Genomic DNA, 12769 nt, shown 5'->3' on the forward strand with positions numbered 1-12769 from the left:
CTACTGATGATTAAAAAAGGCCAATTTGTTGAAGTTATCTCATATGAAAACACACGACAATTTTGTGGGCGAAAATCTAAATACGAAATAGGTGACAGCTTTGTAGTTGCTGAAATATCTGAAAACACTAGAGGGCACGGAAAAATCCTTAGTGATGATGATTTTAATTTCGTCCATGAGGATGATGTTTCTTGGGAAAAGGAGCTGAAATGACCACATTCAAAGAGGCTCAAAGGGTCCAGTCACAAAAGGCAGCTCGTTCAAAGCGATTTAATCGAGTGCCTACAGAAGATCAAGAACAGATGACGCTCATGAGTTGGGCGCATCGTGTGAAGTATGGGTCAGGTCGTTTGAGTGATTACCTGTTTCATATTCCTAATGGTGGCTCAAGAAACATCCTTGAAGCTGCAAAGTTTAAGAAGTTGGGCGTGAAGGCTGGTGTTCCAGACCTTCAGCTAATTGTTCCAAATGGTGAGATACACGGGCTTTGGATTGAATTGAAGTCAAAGAAAGGGAAGTTACAACCAAGTCAAAGGCTCATGATTCAACGCTTAGAAGAACAAGGTTACATGTGCAAAGTCTGCTTCGGTGCAGATGAAGCCATAGATGAAATTAAAAAGTATTTGATGATTTGAGGTGGCGTGATGGGATTGGTGAAGGTTTGGGATAAAGAAATTAAAGGCAAGCTGTATGCAGTTGGAGATATTCACGGCTGCTACAACTTGTTGATGAATCGCCTCAAGGAAATTGGCTTTGACTTTGATAATGATCTTCTTGTTGCTGTTGGTGATCTTGTTGATCGCGGTGCACAGAATCTTGAATGTATCGAGTTGCTTTCTAAGCCATGGTTCACGTCGGTTCGTGGTAATCACGAGGACCTCTGCATTGGTGGTCTGCATGACCAGTCATACAAGCGTTGCCATATAGACAATGGTGGTGAGTGGTTCTACATGCTTGATGGGCAAGCTATGTACAACATTGCAAAAGTATTCTCTGAACTACCCGTTGTTTTGGAGATAAACCACAACGGCAAGAAGTTCGGAATTGTGCATGGGCATATCGAACAGAATGATTGGAATGAGTTTAAGGACTCGTTTGGTCAGCCATCTAAAAACCGCGCTCCATCCGATCTAGCTATGTGGGGCCGAGAACGCCTTGATACTGATAATCATCAATACACGCATGTAAATGGTGTAGATGCAGTGATTATGGGGCATACAGTAACTCAAAAACCATGTAAGCGTGACAACTGCTATTGGATTGATACCGGTGCAGTTCATTGGGGAACTATAACAATCTTAGATTTAGAAACTATTTGAGGGTGACGGTATGAATGCAGTAGTAACACCAGTAATGGATTGGAATAAATACACAATTGATGGATGGCTAGAGCAGTTCGGCGCTTGGTGTGAAACTGTGCGCATGAAAGGAGGGGATTTGCCAGACGGATTGCATATCAATCAGATCTATTGGTTGATGCGTGAGGCTGGAAAAGAAGTGCCAAAGGGTAAGGCTTACATCCGTTGTGAGATTAATGATTTTGAAGCTGATCAAGTGCAGGCATTGTTGCGCAGCATCTTTAAATCAGAGTCAGTGGATTATCAAGCTAAATTTGCAGTGATGTGCTTGGTTCGACATAAGGTAGAAAACAGATCATTAAGTGCTGTGGGTACCATCACAAATCAATCTAAGGCACAAGTAAATATCATGGTTGGGTGTGCAAGATTCTTTCTTCATGCACATGATAAAAGATTAAGGATATCATGAGTTTATTTATATTTATGGTATAATATTTAAGCAAGCCATACAGGTGCTACCAACACCTATATGGCTCTAATCAATTCGTTAAAAGGGCAACAAAATGACTGGAAGCAATTCTATTGTCATAGCGGAAGCTATGCAAACAAAAAAAGCAAGAGTGTATCTTACTCAAGATAGTTTCATACAAAAGTGTATAGAAATCCACAAGGATAAGTATGACTATTCTTTAGTAAAATATGTAAATAAAAAAGAAAAAGTATCAATTATCTGCCCAGTGCATGGAGTATTTGAACAGAGACCAGAAGTGCATTTGAGAGGTATGGTCTGCCCTAAATGCTCTACTAAAGCAAAGCTAACGAAAGAAGACTTTGTGAGAAAAAGTAAAGAAAAGCATGGTGATAGATATGATTACACTGAAACTGTATATATCAAGTCTACATTAAAAGTAAAAATTAAGTGCTATAAACATGGGTTCTTTGAACAAAGGGCAAGTGCACACTTACTAGGGCAAGGTTGCCCAAATTGTTTTTTAAGCTCACTTAGCAAAACCCAGTATCAAAAGCTTTGTAGCGAAAAATACAATGGGAAATCGAGCATCTATTTAGTTCGTTGCTATAGAGAAAAAGAGTCTTTTTTAAAAATTGGTATATGTGCAACGACTGTAGAACAACGATTCTCAACTATTTCCAAGATGCCATACAAATATGAGCTCATAAAGCAGATTGAAGGAAGGGCTTCCGGAATCTGGGATATGGAAAAGAAGATTCACAAGTTCTTATCAAAATTTAAGTATTCTCCAAAAATTGGCTTTGCTGGAATGGGTGAATGCTATAGAGATGATGATTTAGTTCATGAAAAGTTTGAAGAAGTGTTGACTCGTTTAAACGCGTAGGGTAAATTATGTGATAGAGTGGCAGAGTTATAAGCATATGTCACTTGTCATTTAAAAGCTCACTTAACAGTGGGCTTTTTTATTGCCTATCGAAAAGTGAGAAGAACAATGGCGTGGCTATCAAACCGACATGCACCAACTAAATCAAATCAATTATGTGTATTAGCAATTAAAGTTGACAGTGAGTCTATTGATTACCTGCCAGCAGTATGGGACATGTGTGACAGTGAAGATAAGCATTTCACTCTTACAGTAGATCGTCCTGATCTTGGCGATATTGTCAAATTAGAACAAGTTGAAGCTTATATGATTTTTCATCCTCTAACTGTTGAAGATAAAAAGCATTTCTAAAAGCTTTCGCTACGTTTCCTTTGCTTTTTGGAGGTTCACATGCTCCGAATCATCAGGCAAGTATTCTGTTTTCATGTTTGGGAACATGAGTTGGATTATAACGACGACCTAATCAAAGAATGCAGAAAGTGTGGAAAGATTAAGTGTTTGTAGCCCTGTCGTTTGACGGGGTTTTCTTTTTTGGAGAATAAAAATGCAACCTCATGAACAGCGTGTAGTAGAAGAGAAAAATCAACTCAAAGAACGTTTAGATAAGTTGATTGAATTCTTGCAGAAAGGACAGCCAAGTTTTATTGATGATAAGAATTGGCAATTGCTAAATGAACAAGCTGATGCAATGAATTGGTATTACACAATTCTTGATAGTCGGATTGAATTGTTTGAGTAAAGTGTATGGACACAATCGAAGCGAAGAAGAATTTAGAAATCTATAAACGTAATCTTAGCCGGTTAGAAAACTATAACCACTTATTCAGTAGCCATACGTTTAAGACTGAATGTCAGCGTGAAGTAAATACTCTCAGAACCAGAATAGAGAACCTAGAAAATGCGTTCGAAAAAGAGGCTAAGCGAAATAAGAGCACTACCATGCGTTAGATGTGGTCAGAGTCCTAGTCAAGCCGCTCATTCAAATAGCTCGAAGCATGGTAAGGGTAGAGGAATCAAAGCCAGTGATGAGTTTACAGTACCCTTGTGTGCGATTTGCCATGGTTTATTCGATCAATTTAACTTAGGCACAAGACAAGAATCAGAAGCCATGTTTGAGCGGTGGTTGGAAAAAACTGAGCGGATGTTGAATATTGATGAAAAATCACAAGATTTATTTTGATATAGTGAATACTTATCAAGCAATACAGGTAGTTAATCGATGAAAGTATTCAAAGCTGATTTAGAAGGTGGTCGCTTTAAGTTCCAAGAACTGGATTCTATTCCAAGTGATATTCAATGGGATTATTCAAAAAAATGTTTTGATCCAGTTAATCAAATATATATTTTTCATAGGCATAATCTTTCATTTAATGAGTTAGATGAATTGAAAAGACAGTTCTTTGATGAAAAATAGAATAAAGCCACCCTCGGGTGGTTTTTTATTGCGAGGTCAAAATGGAATTCCGACAAGTTATTAAGAACCATTGCGACATTTCACCAGTAACCAACTTTCTTAATGTGAATCATGGTAAGGCAGCGAGTGAAGGGAAGCCTTTAGTCGTATTGATCGCACCACAAGAGAAAGATCGCTCAAAGGCTCAAAACCGTTTGTACTGGATGTGGCTTAATCAATGGAGTAAGAAGCAGGGAACGGACAAAGACTACGAGCATCTGTTCTTCAAAAGAAAGTTTCTGTCTGTCATCTACTACCGGGATGATGTTGGTCAGTATAGAAATACATTCGATGCAGTAAAGGTACTGAAGAAGCAGAATCATCCAATGTATCAATATGTCGCTGACGGTCTAAATGAATTGATAAGCACTACAGATGCAAGTACAGCTCAATTCACTGAATATCTAAACGACATTCATGCCTTCTGCAATAAACAAGGATGTTATTTGGAAACGCCTGATGATCTTAAGTATGTACTTGAATAGTTGCTGGTTTCATATTATTAATGTTTCTCACTTTATAAAATGAGAAACTAACAAATGGTAATGAATAATATTGAATATGATGCGGTGGTTGAAAGTGCAAAAATCAAAGCTAAGAGCGACATTACTGTAGCAGTTTTAAACAATGCTGCGAGCACTGGTTTGGTTGCAGTTAATGATGCAAGTAAAGAAAAACTTTTAGAGTTTATCAAAAAGCTCCATGATCAGATTGATGAGTAATATGAACCGCCTAAGTGGCGGTTTTTTAATGGGTGAGATTTATGAAAAGACCTTATCCGCCTGAACAAGATAGTCCATATGCACATGATGAAGACCTAATTGATAGTGGTGGTTTATTACATTTTGAACCTGCTAATAATGATCTATGGCCTTGGATTGAAGAAACCTTTCTCTGTTATTGGGGCAAACTTCACAATCCAGATCATGAACACCTTCTAAGCTTTCAACCTCCTGAGATTTCATTCTTATGGGCCTATGCTAAATGTGAGGCGAAAGATAAACGGGTATATGGTCAAACCGAGAAAGTTATGATCAATGTAGGAGGGTGGCGTAAACAGCGTCAGGAACTGCAATTGATCAATTGGTTTGGTGATATTCCTAAATACATAATTACTCTGGATGCTCGTGTATGTCAGGTAATGAGTGATACTGATTTTTGTGCACTTGTAGAGCATGAGCTTTACCACATTGGACATAAGAAGAATAAAGATTCTGGCGAGTTTGAATATACATCGGTAGGTGAGCCTAGATTGTATTTACGTGGGCATGATGTCGAAGAGTTCCATGGTGTTGTTCAGCGTTATGGCGCATCTGAAGAAGTTCAGAAAATGGTTAATCTTGCGAATGAAGGTCCAACTATATCTAGAGCCAACATTGCTCATGCATGTGGTACATGTTTGTTGAAACTAGCTTAGGAGATTCTTTACATATCTATACGACGAGGGGGTTATGGCAAAACTAACTGATCCTATGAAAATCTTTATAGTTCAGTCTCTTGCATGCTTTGAATCACCCCAGCAAGTAGCAGACGCTGTAAAGAATAGATTTAACATCGAAATTGATCGCATGCAGTGCGCTGGGTATGACCCAACGAAAGTGACAGGCGAGAAAATGGCAAAGAAGCTTAAAGAACTTTTTTATAAAACAAGAGAAGAATTTAAGTCCAATGTCTATGACATTCCTTTAGCTAATAAAGCTGTCCGCCTCAATGAACTGCAAAAAATGTATGAAGACTGGGGCAAAAACAAAATCATGAAGCAAGGCATCATCAAACAGATAAAGGATGAAATGCATGGACATGATTTACAACTTTTAGATATTGAATTGAAAAAACTGGAAGTCCAGCGGCTTAGAGATGGCGAAGATGGTGCAGGTGATGATCCAACGCCAGTCAATGTCACTATTCATGTTGTAGATGCGAGTAAAAAAGATGCCGAACATCAATCCAACACTGAATGTGCCTCAGGCTAACTTCTTACAATTACCAAATAAATTTAGAGCGTTCGTTGCTGGTTTTGGTTCAGGTAAAACATGGGTTGGTTGTTCAAGTCTTTGTGATAAGTCTTGGTCATTTCCAAAGGTGCCCTTGGGGTACTTTGCTCCAACGTATCCGCAGATCCGGGATATCTTTTTCCCTACGATTGACGAAGTTGCGTTTGATTGGGGATTAAAGACAAAGATCTATGAATCGAATAAAGAAGTTGATCTTTATTATGGTCGTCAGTATCGAAGCACAATCATTTGCCGGTCAATGGAAAAGCCTAACACTATTGTTGGTTTCAAGATTGGGCACGCACTGATTGATGAGCTGGATGTAATGACTAAGGTAAAGGCTCAACAGGCTTGGCGTAAGATCATTGCTCGTATGCGATATAAGCAAGCTGGATTGTTGAACGGCATTGATGTAGCAACAACACCAGAAGGTTTTAAATTTACTCATGAACAATTTGTCAAAGAAGCAAACCTAAGTGATGCTAAACGTGCTCTATATGGAATGATTCAGGCTTCAACTTATGACAATGAAGCCAACCTTCCTGATGACTACATTGCATCATTGTTTGAGTCTTATCCACCTCAATTGATTTCTGCTTACTTAAAAGGGCAGTTTGTCAATTTAACAAGCGGGGCGGTTTATCCAGACTTCGACCGAACCTTAAACCATACAGATGAGGAAATAAGACCTAATGAGGCTTTACTCATTGGTATGGACTTTAACGTCTTGAAGATGGCAGCTGTGATTTATGTCATTCGAGATGGCAAGCCAAGAGCTTTAGATGAATTGGTAGGTGTTCGTGATACGCCAACAATGGCCGATCTATTAATTGAAAAGTTCCCAAACCATGAGATGACAATTATCCCTGATGCAGCAGGCCAAGCTACTTCATCGAAAAAGAGTAGCGAATCTGATCATGCGATCTTGAGACAGAAAGGTTTAAGGGTAGAGGTCAATTCTACAAACCCGAACATTAAAGACCGAATTAATGCAGTAAATGCTTTGATCTTAAATGGCAATGGTGAGCGAACCCTCTTAGTCAACACAAATAAATGCCCAAGACTCACAGAGACTTTTGAGCAACAAGTTTATGACGATTTTGGAATGCCAGATAAGAAATCAGGCTTGGACCATGTCGGAGATGCAGGCGGATATCCTCTCGCCAAACGCTTCCCGATTATTCGTCCTGCAAGATCACTAGATATAGGAATGGTTTACTAATGCCAGTTAATACTGAACATCAAGCTTATGCAGACATGAAAAAGCGTTGGAAAACTATCGACGACGTCTGTGATGGTTCCACCAAAGTTAAAGAACGTGGGGAACTTTATTTACCCAAACCCAATGTATCGTCTGACTTAACGCAGAATGATCAATATTATCTGGCTTATTTAACCCGTGCTGTCTTCTATGAGATTTCTAAAGACACATTAAATAAAATGGTCGGCGTGGTATTTGCTGAGGATCCAACATTCGAACCGGATGGAATGGATTTTCTTAAATACGATGCTGACGGCACAGGTAAATCGATTTATCAAGTAGCTCAATCTTCTGTGCAAGGTCTGCTTAAACATGCACGTGGTGGTTTATTTGTGGATTATCCAACGACTGACGGCAATGTGTCTTTGCAACAGGCTGAGAGCTTAGGTATTCGACCAACGATCGTATTTTATGAATCGTTGAGTATTATCAACTGGAGCCTAAAGCGAGTTGGTTCGGTCTATAAGCCTGAACTCATTGTCTTGCATGAGAAGACTACGGAAAAGGATCCAGAGGACGAGTTCTCTAAGAAAGAAATCAATATCTACCGTGTACTTCGCCTTAATGAAAAGAATGAATACTATGTACAGATTTATACTGATCAATCAGGTGAATTAAAAGGTGGTGGTGCCTTCTTCCCAACGAATTCATTAGGCCAAAGATGGAATGAAATTCCTTTTATTCCTTTGGGGTCTTTGGCTAATGATTGGAATATTGATCCGATCCCATTAGAACCAATTGTCACAATGAATTTAGCTCATTATCAGAACAGTGCAAGCTATGAAGAGATGGTTTTCATTTGTGGACAAGCTCAACCGGTTATTAATGAACTTGATGAAGGTTGGCGAGATTGGTTGCAGAAAAATGGTGTCCGCTTAGGTTCTAAGAATCCTTTAATGCTTCCGAAAGGCTCATCATTTGACTACAAGCAAGTAAGTGAAAGCACCTTAGCCAAGCAAGCTATGGATGCTAAAGAAAAGTACATGCAGGCGATGGGCGCTAAGATTCTTGAGACTGAACAAGTCAACAAGACTGCTACACAGTCAAATAATGAAAAGCTTGCCCAATACAGTGTTCTTTCTTTGTGTGTGGCGAATACTAATGAGGCGATGGAATATGCGCTTAAATGGTGTGCTGCTTATTACGGAAGCGGATCTAAAGCGAAACTCACAATTAAGCAAGATTTTGCCAAGGGCAAGATTGACCTTGATACGCTTAAGTTCTATTGGGAAATGGTGCTTGCTAATCGCATGAGTATGGAAACATTCCATGAGTTGCTTACAACTGGGAAAGTTCCAGAAATTAGCTACAAAAAAGAGCAGTTACGAATTGAGAATGAAAATACTAATAGATCTATGGTGGTTTAAATCTTAGGAGTGACAAATGAACGCCCAGTTGTCACAACAAGCACTTCTTGATGCTCTGGTATCACATCAAGCTTATCTTTATCGGCTGTCTTCAACTGAAATCAAAAACCTCTTAAGTCAGTTTGATGCACTCTCTAGCGAGATGCTTTCTAAATTAAGAGATTTACTAGATGACTTGAGTGATGCTGAAAAGACTGCATTGATGGCAGGGCAATACACAACGCCTGTTTTAAAAGAAGTTAGAACACTTGTTCAGACTTGGCAGGCAAGTGTAGCGTCAGGATTGCTTGAGAGCTTTACAGTAAGCGCAACAGCATTGGCTGTATACGAAGCTACATACCAGTCTAAAACACTCACTAATCGAAAAATAGACCAAAACGGAAAGACACTGTTCAACAAGGCAAAGAAAACGCCTTTGAGTGGTGGTGTGCTGCTTGATTATCTGTTTGAGAAGATTGCGGATGATGCAAAAGTCCGTGTAGAGCAAACTATTCGAGACGGCTTGTCTAAAGGTCAGACTAATCAGCAGATAGTTCAGCGAATTAAGGGCAAGAAAGCGCTTAATTACCAAGACGGTTTGCTTGATCAGAGTAGAAACCAGATTTCTACAATGGTTCGTACTGCTCGAAGTCATGTTTCTAATGTTGCATTGAATGAAACATATCAATCCATTGGTGTTGAATATGTAAAGTTCATTGCAACGCTTGATAGCCGTACTTCGAAAATCTGCATGGGTTACTCTGACAAAGTCTACAAGAAAGATGAACCTCATCCTGTGCCGCCACTTCACCCGAACTGTAGATCAATTCTAATTCCTGTCTCTGATGACTCAGGAAAAACAATCGGCATGCGTCCATTTAATAACAAAGTGAATGGAGAAGGTGAAATAGGCGTAGTTGACTCGAATACGACGTTTAAGGGTTGGTTTGATAAACAAGATGTAGCTTTTCAAAAGTCTTGGCTTGGGCCATCGAGGTACAAACTATTCAAAGAGGGTAAGTATTCTCTAGATAAGTTTGTTGATCCTTTAACTGGACAGCCATTCACGCTTGCTGAGCTCAAAAAGCTTGATGAAGAAATGTTTAAGAGGTTGGGATTATGATTTATTTCTTTTGCGTTCTCCTCTTTATTGCCCTTATTTATGGAAAAGCTGATGGCATAGGAGCTTTTGCCTTAGGAATTGTTGATTTGGCTTTAATTGCAGCAATCCTATTTTTATGGTGTGCAGATAAAAAGGTTTTTCTATGACCACATCAGAACAGCAACTTATTAATGACCTAATCCTCTGGTCTTGGACTATTCCAAGAAAGTAAATAATTCAAACCTTAGCACCTTCGGGTGCTTTTTTTATTGTGAGAAAAGAAATGTTCGGAATACTTGAAAGTCTTACAAAAGCTACAGTATCAGCGGCATCAACTGTGGTATCTGCAACTGTAGATACAGTGATGATTCCTGTTGATTCTGCAAATGGCAAGGATGTGTATGGACGAACTGCTAAGGCGGTGAACAACACATTGAAGAACCTTGAAGATGCCAGCAAGCCAGTTTCTGAAAAGTAAAATCTAATTCTATTTAGAGCACTCGAAAGGGTGCTTTTTTATTGCCCGCAGTTTGTGACTGCAAAACCGCTCAGGGAGCAAAACATGAAATACAAACTCGATAGCCTAGAGGGCTTATCAGATGAAATGAAGGCACTTTACGAAGAAAAAGACGGTGCATTTTATTTAAAAATTGAAGGTCTGCCGCAGCAAGATGCTGATATCGAAGGTCTCAAGAAGAAAAACGAAGAACTGCTTGCTGAAAAAAAGGCTGAGCAAAAAAAACGTCAAGAGGCTGAAGATCAAGCACGCCGAGAAACTGAAGAAGCAGCGCGTAAAAAAGGCGATGTGGCTGCATTAGAAGCATCTTGGAAAACCAAGCTCGAACAGGCAGAAGCTAAACATGCAGAAGTGACCAAAGCACTGCAAGACCAAGTCTATAAATTAACTGTCGGGCAAACAGCACAATCATTAGCAAGTGAGCTTTCTATCAAAGGCTCGGAGGCAGTATTGCTTCCACACATTACAAACCGTCTTCAAGTTGAAACTGACGAAAACGGTGAGGTCAAAGTACGTGTACTAGATTCGCAGGGCAAACCTAGTGCTTTAAGTATTGATGACCTTAAAAAAGAGTTCCGCGGCAATGTGGCATTCAAGCCATTAATTGTTGCTTCAAATGCGTCAGGAAGTGGGGCTTCTGGCGGTGGTTCAGGTGGTGGAGCTGCCAAGAAACCAAGTGAAATGACCACGCAAGAGCGATTGGAATTCCAAAAGAATGATCCTCAAGGGTTCCAAACAGCAATGGCGAATGGCGAATTTAATAATTAATTATTGGGAGTAACTCCATGCCTTCTTTAGTAGAAGTATTTAACCGTGACGTAGTTTTATCTTATCTACGTCCAAACCCTGTGGCAGTTTCGCCACTCGTGCAATCAGGTGCGTTTGTATCTGATGAATCTTTACGTCCATTGCTTACAAGCGGTTCTTCAACATTCGTTGTTCCATACATTAACGGTGTAGACGGCAATGTTGAACAGAACTATGGCAACACTATCTTGACTGATATTGCAATGCCTCGCTTTATTGATGCGGGCGAGATGCAAGGCCGTGTAGCTTTCATGAACGAAGGCTTCGTCGAGTCAGTTCTAGGACAGTACTTATCAAAAGTAAATTCACTAGAGCTTATCGGTGGAATGCTGAATAAGTATTGGCAGCAAGCTGCTGAAAACCGCGCTTTAGCAACAGTAATTGGCTTACGTAATTATGACCAAGCGAACGGCAAGCGATTCACTACTGATATCTCATTAGCAACAGCTACAGATGCTTCACGTTGGTCAGTAGATGCATATATTGATGCTGAAAGCACAATGAATGCTGCATTACGTGGTCGTGGTGTGATGTTCGTTCACTCTCGAATTGCAGCAAAAATGCGTAAGCAGCAATTGCTTGAACAAGTAACCACAAGTGATAACTTGCCTCCAATCACTGTATACAACGGTCGTGCAGTCATTGAAACAGATACAAATACGCAAATTGGTACAGGTGCTAATGCTAAGTTCATTACCATTCTGGCTGGTCCGCGTGCATTTGCTTATGACTCTGTGCCTGGTGCTAAAGACTTGAAAGTTGAAGAGACTCAATCAACTGGTAATGGTGCTGGTCATGAGATCCTTTGGACTCGTCGCAACATGCTTATTCATCCACAAGGGTTTAGTTTCATTGCTCCGAAAGACACTTTAACGGGTGGTACTGCTCGTGAGTCATTAAGCGCATCTTGGGCTGATTTGCAGAAAGCGGAAAACTGGAATCTTGTTTCATCAGTTGAAGACACTTCAATCCGTTTCTTAATTACTAACCTTTAAGGAGAGCAGTCATGGCTGAGAAGCAACCAGACTACAAATACCAATACCCAACAGACCGCCGATATGCTGATGACGCAACAGACACATTAGCAGCAGGCACAATGTTTGACCCTGCCAAAACAGCGGGTGACTATGGCATTAAGGATCCAGAAGTAGCAGTTCCTGTGCCAGAAGCACCGCTGAATGGTGGTGCATAACTAAAGCAGGGCGGCTTTCGGGCCGTCCTTCTTAATTAGATTTTTAGGATTAAGCTATGAACTATGTAACAGTCGAAAGTGTGACTCAAAAGCTAGGGCCTGACTGGTGGGGAACTGGTGATCCAGTTATTGCTGTGATGCAGGCTAATGCGTGGCTTAATGCTAGAAATTTACCCGACTATCCAGAAGGTGAGGTGCCAGATTCAATTCTTACAGCTGGAGCTTATTTAGCAAAACTAGCAGCAGCAGGGCAGCTATATACCACCAAAGAAGGTGTAGTTGCTTCTAAGACCGTATCCGCTCAATCTGGAACATCAGTAAGCAAGACCTATGTTGCAGGCAAAGAAGAGTCAGTTAGTGGTGATATGCAATTCATCCTTGATCTGCTTGAACCATTCTTTAGCGAGAAGTATCACATCAACACATATGTCATTACGGAGTAAG

Annotated in this window: 23 protein-coding genes; all 23 read left to right on the top strand. The window is 40.0% G+C overall.

The annotated features are described in order from the left end of the window. The first annotated feature begins 6 nt into the window (after positions 1 to 6). The 23 genes from AC52J8_RS03615 to AC52J8_RS03725 all read left to right on the top strand — a co-directional run bounded on the left by AC52J8_RS03615 (position 7) and on the right by AC52J8_RS03725 (position 12768). Positions 7 to 213, top strand: a complete 207-nt coding sequence (locus tag AC52J8_RS03615; protein ID WP_130136022.1) for a hypothetical protein — start codon at positions 7 to 9, stop codon at positions 211 to 213. Beyond that, positions 210 to 635: a VRR-NUC domain-containing protein gene (locus tag AC52J8_RS03620; protein ID WP_000206511.1), complete on the top strand. Its 426-nt coding sequence runs from the start codon at positions 210 to 212 to the stop codon at positions 633 to 635. The genes AC52J8_RS03615 and AC52J8_RS03620 overlap by 4 nt, the downstream gene beginning before the upstream one ends. Positions 636 to 644: 9 nt before the next feature. After that, entirely contained in the window at positions 645 to 1319 is a 675-nt protein-coding gene (locus AC52J8_RS03625; RefSeq protein WP_496538865.1) for a metallophosphoesterase, read from the top strand. A 10-nt stretch (positions 1320 to 1329) separates the two neighbouring features. Beyond that, complete coding sequence (locus tag AC52J8_RS03630; RefSeq protein ID WP_496538866.1) at positions 1330 to 1767, top strand: hypothetical protein; 438 nt, start codon at positions 1330 to 1332, stop codon at positions 1765 to 1767. A gap of 94 nt (positions 1768 to 1861) precedes the next feature. Next, positions 1862 to 2653 carry a DUF723 domain-containing protein gene (locus AC52J8_RS03635; RefSeq protein WP_279747721.1) on the top strand — a complete coding sequence of 264 codons (792 nt, stop codon included), beginning with the start codon at positions 1862 to 1864 and terminating at the stop codon, positions 2651 to 2653. A 108-nt stretch (positions 2654 to 2761) separates the two neighbouring features. Then, positions 2762 to 3004 carry a hypothetical protein gene (locus AC52J8_RS03640; RefSeq protein WP_233749168.1) on the top strand — a complete coding sequence of 81 codons (243 nt, stop codon included), beginning with the start codon at positions 2762 to 2764 and terminating at the stop codon, positions 3002 to 3004. 193 nt (positions 3005 to 3197) lie between these two features. After that, complete coding sequence (locus AC52J8_RS03645) at positions 3198 to 3392, top strand: crAss001_48 related protein (protein WP_496538867.1); 195 nt, start codon at positions 3198 to 3200, stop codon at positions 3390 to 3392. 5 nt (positions 3393 to 3397) lie between these two features. Next, positions 3398 to 3601: a hypothetical protein gene (locus AC52J8_RS03650; protein WP_079452707.1), complete on the top strand. Its 204-nt coding sequence runs from the start codon at positions 3398 to 3400 to the stop codon at positions 3599 to 3601. Then, a complete protein-coding gene (locus tag AC52J8_RS03655; protein ID WP_140966970.1) occupies positions 3552 to 3833 on the top strand; it encodes a DUF968 domain-containing protein in 282 nt (93 codons plus the stop codon). The genes AC52J8_RS03650 and AC52J8_RS03655 overlap by 50 nt, the downstream gene beginning before the upstream one ends. A 39-nt stretch (positions 3834 to 3872) precedes the next feature. Beyond that, positions 3873 to 4067 carry a hypothetical protein gene (locus AC52J8_RS03660; protein ID WP_000862382.1) on the top strand — a complete coding sequence of 65 codons (195 nt, stop codon included), beginning with the start codon at positions 3873 to 3875 and terminating at the stop codon, positions 4065 to 4067. 41 nt (positions 4068 to 4108) lie between these two features. Further along, complete coding sequence (locus tag AC52J8_RS03665) at positions 4109 to 4591, top strand: NinB/YbcN family protein (RefSeq protein WP_086611498.1); 483 nt, start codon at positions 4109 to 4111, stop codon at positions 4589 to 4591. Positions 4592 to 4645: 54 nt separating this feature from the next. Further along, entirely contained in the window at positions 4646 to 4828 is a 183-nt protein-coding gene (locus tag AC52J8_RS03670) for a hypothetical protein (RefSeq protein ID WP_086611440.1), read from the top strand. 41 nt (positions 4829 to 4869) lie between these two features. Beyond that, entirely contained in the window at positions 4870 to 5523 is a 654-nt protein-coding gene (locus AC52J8_RS03675; RefSeq protein ID WP_086611439.1) for a putative metallopeptidase, read from the top strand. A 34-nt stretch (positions 5524 to 5557) separates the two neighbouring features. Then, on the top strand, positions 5558 to 6079 hold the full coding sequence (locus AC52J8_RS03680; protein ID WP_086611438.1) for a DUF2280 domain-containing protein: 522 nt from the start codon (positions 5558 to 5560) through the stop codon (positions 6077 to 6079). Then, the gene (locus AC52J8_RS03685) at positions 6039 to 7322 is read left to right on the top strand and encodes a terminase large subunit domain-containing protein (protein ID WP_086611437.1); all 1284 of its coding nucleotides are present in this window, start codon (positions 6039 to 6041) and stop codon (positions 7320 to 7322) included. The genes AC52J8_RS03680 and AC52J8_RS03685 overlap by 41 nt, the downstream gene beginning before the upstream one ends. Then, positions 7322 to 8728 (top strand): DUF4055 domain-containing protein, encoded by a 1407-nt coding sequence (locus AC52J8_RS03690; protein ID WP_086611435.1) that lies wholly within the window; start codon positions 7322 to 7324, stop codon positions 8726 to 8728. The genes AC52J8_RS03685 and AC52J8_RS03690 overlap by 1 nt, the downstream gene beginning before the upstream one ends. A 16-nt stretch (positions 8729 to 8744) precedes the next feature. Further along, positions 8745 to 9830, top strand: a complete 1086-nt coding sequence (locus AC52J8_RS03695; RefSeq protein WP_086611433.1) for a minor capsid protein — start codon at positions 8745 to 8747, stop codon at positions 9828 to 9830. Then, the gene (locus AC52J8_RS03700; RefSeq protein ID WP_171295199.1) at positions 9827 to 9976 is read left to right on the top strand and encodes a hypothetical protein; all 150 of its coding nucleotides are present in this window, start codon (positions 9827 to 9829) and stop codon (positions 9974 to 9976) included. The genes AC52J8_RS03695 and AC52J8_RS03700 overlap by 4 nt, the downstream gene beginning before the upstream one ends. Positions 9977 to 10092: 116 nt before the next feature. After that, positions 10093 to 10287, top strand: a complete 195-nt coding sequence (locus AC52J8_RS03705; RefSeq protein WP_086611431.1) for a hypothetical protein — start codon at positions 10093 to 10095, stop codon at positions 10285 to 10287. An 84-nt stretch (positions 10288 to 10371) separates the two neighbouring features. Further along, positions 10372 to 11094: a hypothetical protein gene (locus AC52J8_RS03710; RefSeq protein WP_086611429.1), complete on the top strand. Its 723-nt coding sequence runs from the start codon at positions 10372 to 10374 to the stop codon at positions 11092 to 11094. 17 nt (positions 11095 to 11111) lie between these two features. Next, on the top strand, positions 11112 to 12128 hold the full coding sequence (locus AC52J8_RS03715) for a hypothetical protein (RefSeq protein ID WP_086399207.1): 1017 nt from the start codon (positions 11112 to 11114) through the stop codon (positions 12126 to 12128). Positions 12129 to 12139: 11 nt separating this feature from the next. Further along, positions 12140 to 12325 carry a hypothetical protein gene (locus AC52J8_RS03720; protein ID WP_000818586.1) on the top strand — a complete coding sequence of 62 codons (186 nt, stop codon included), beginning with the start codon at positions 12140 to 12142 and terminating at the stop codon, positions 12323 to 12325. A gap of 56 nt (positions 12326 to 12381) precedes the next feature. Further along, a complete protein-coding gene (locus AC52J8_RS03725) occupies positions 12382 to 12768 on the top strand; it encodes a hypothetical protein (protein WP_086399206.1) in 387 nt (128 codons plus the stop codon). The last annotated feature ends 1 nt before the right edge of the window (position 12769 follow it).

Source organism: Acinetobacter sp. S-1 (genome assembly GCF_059579785.1).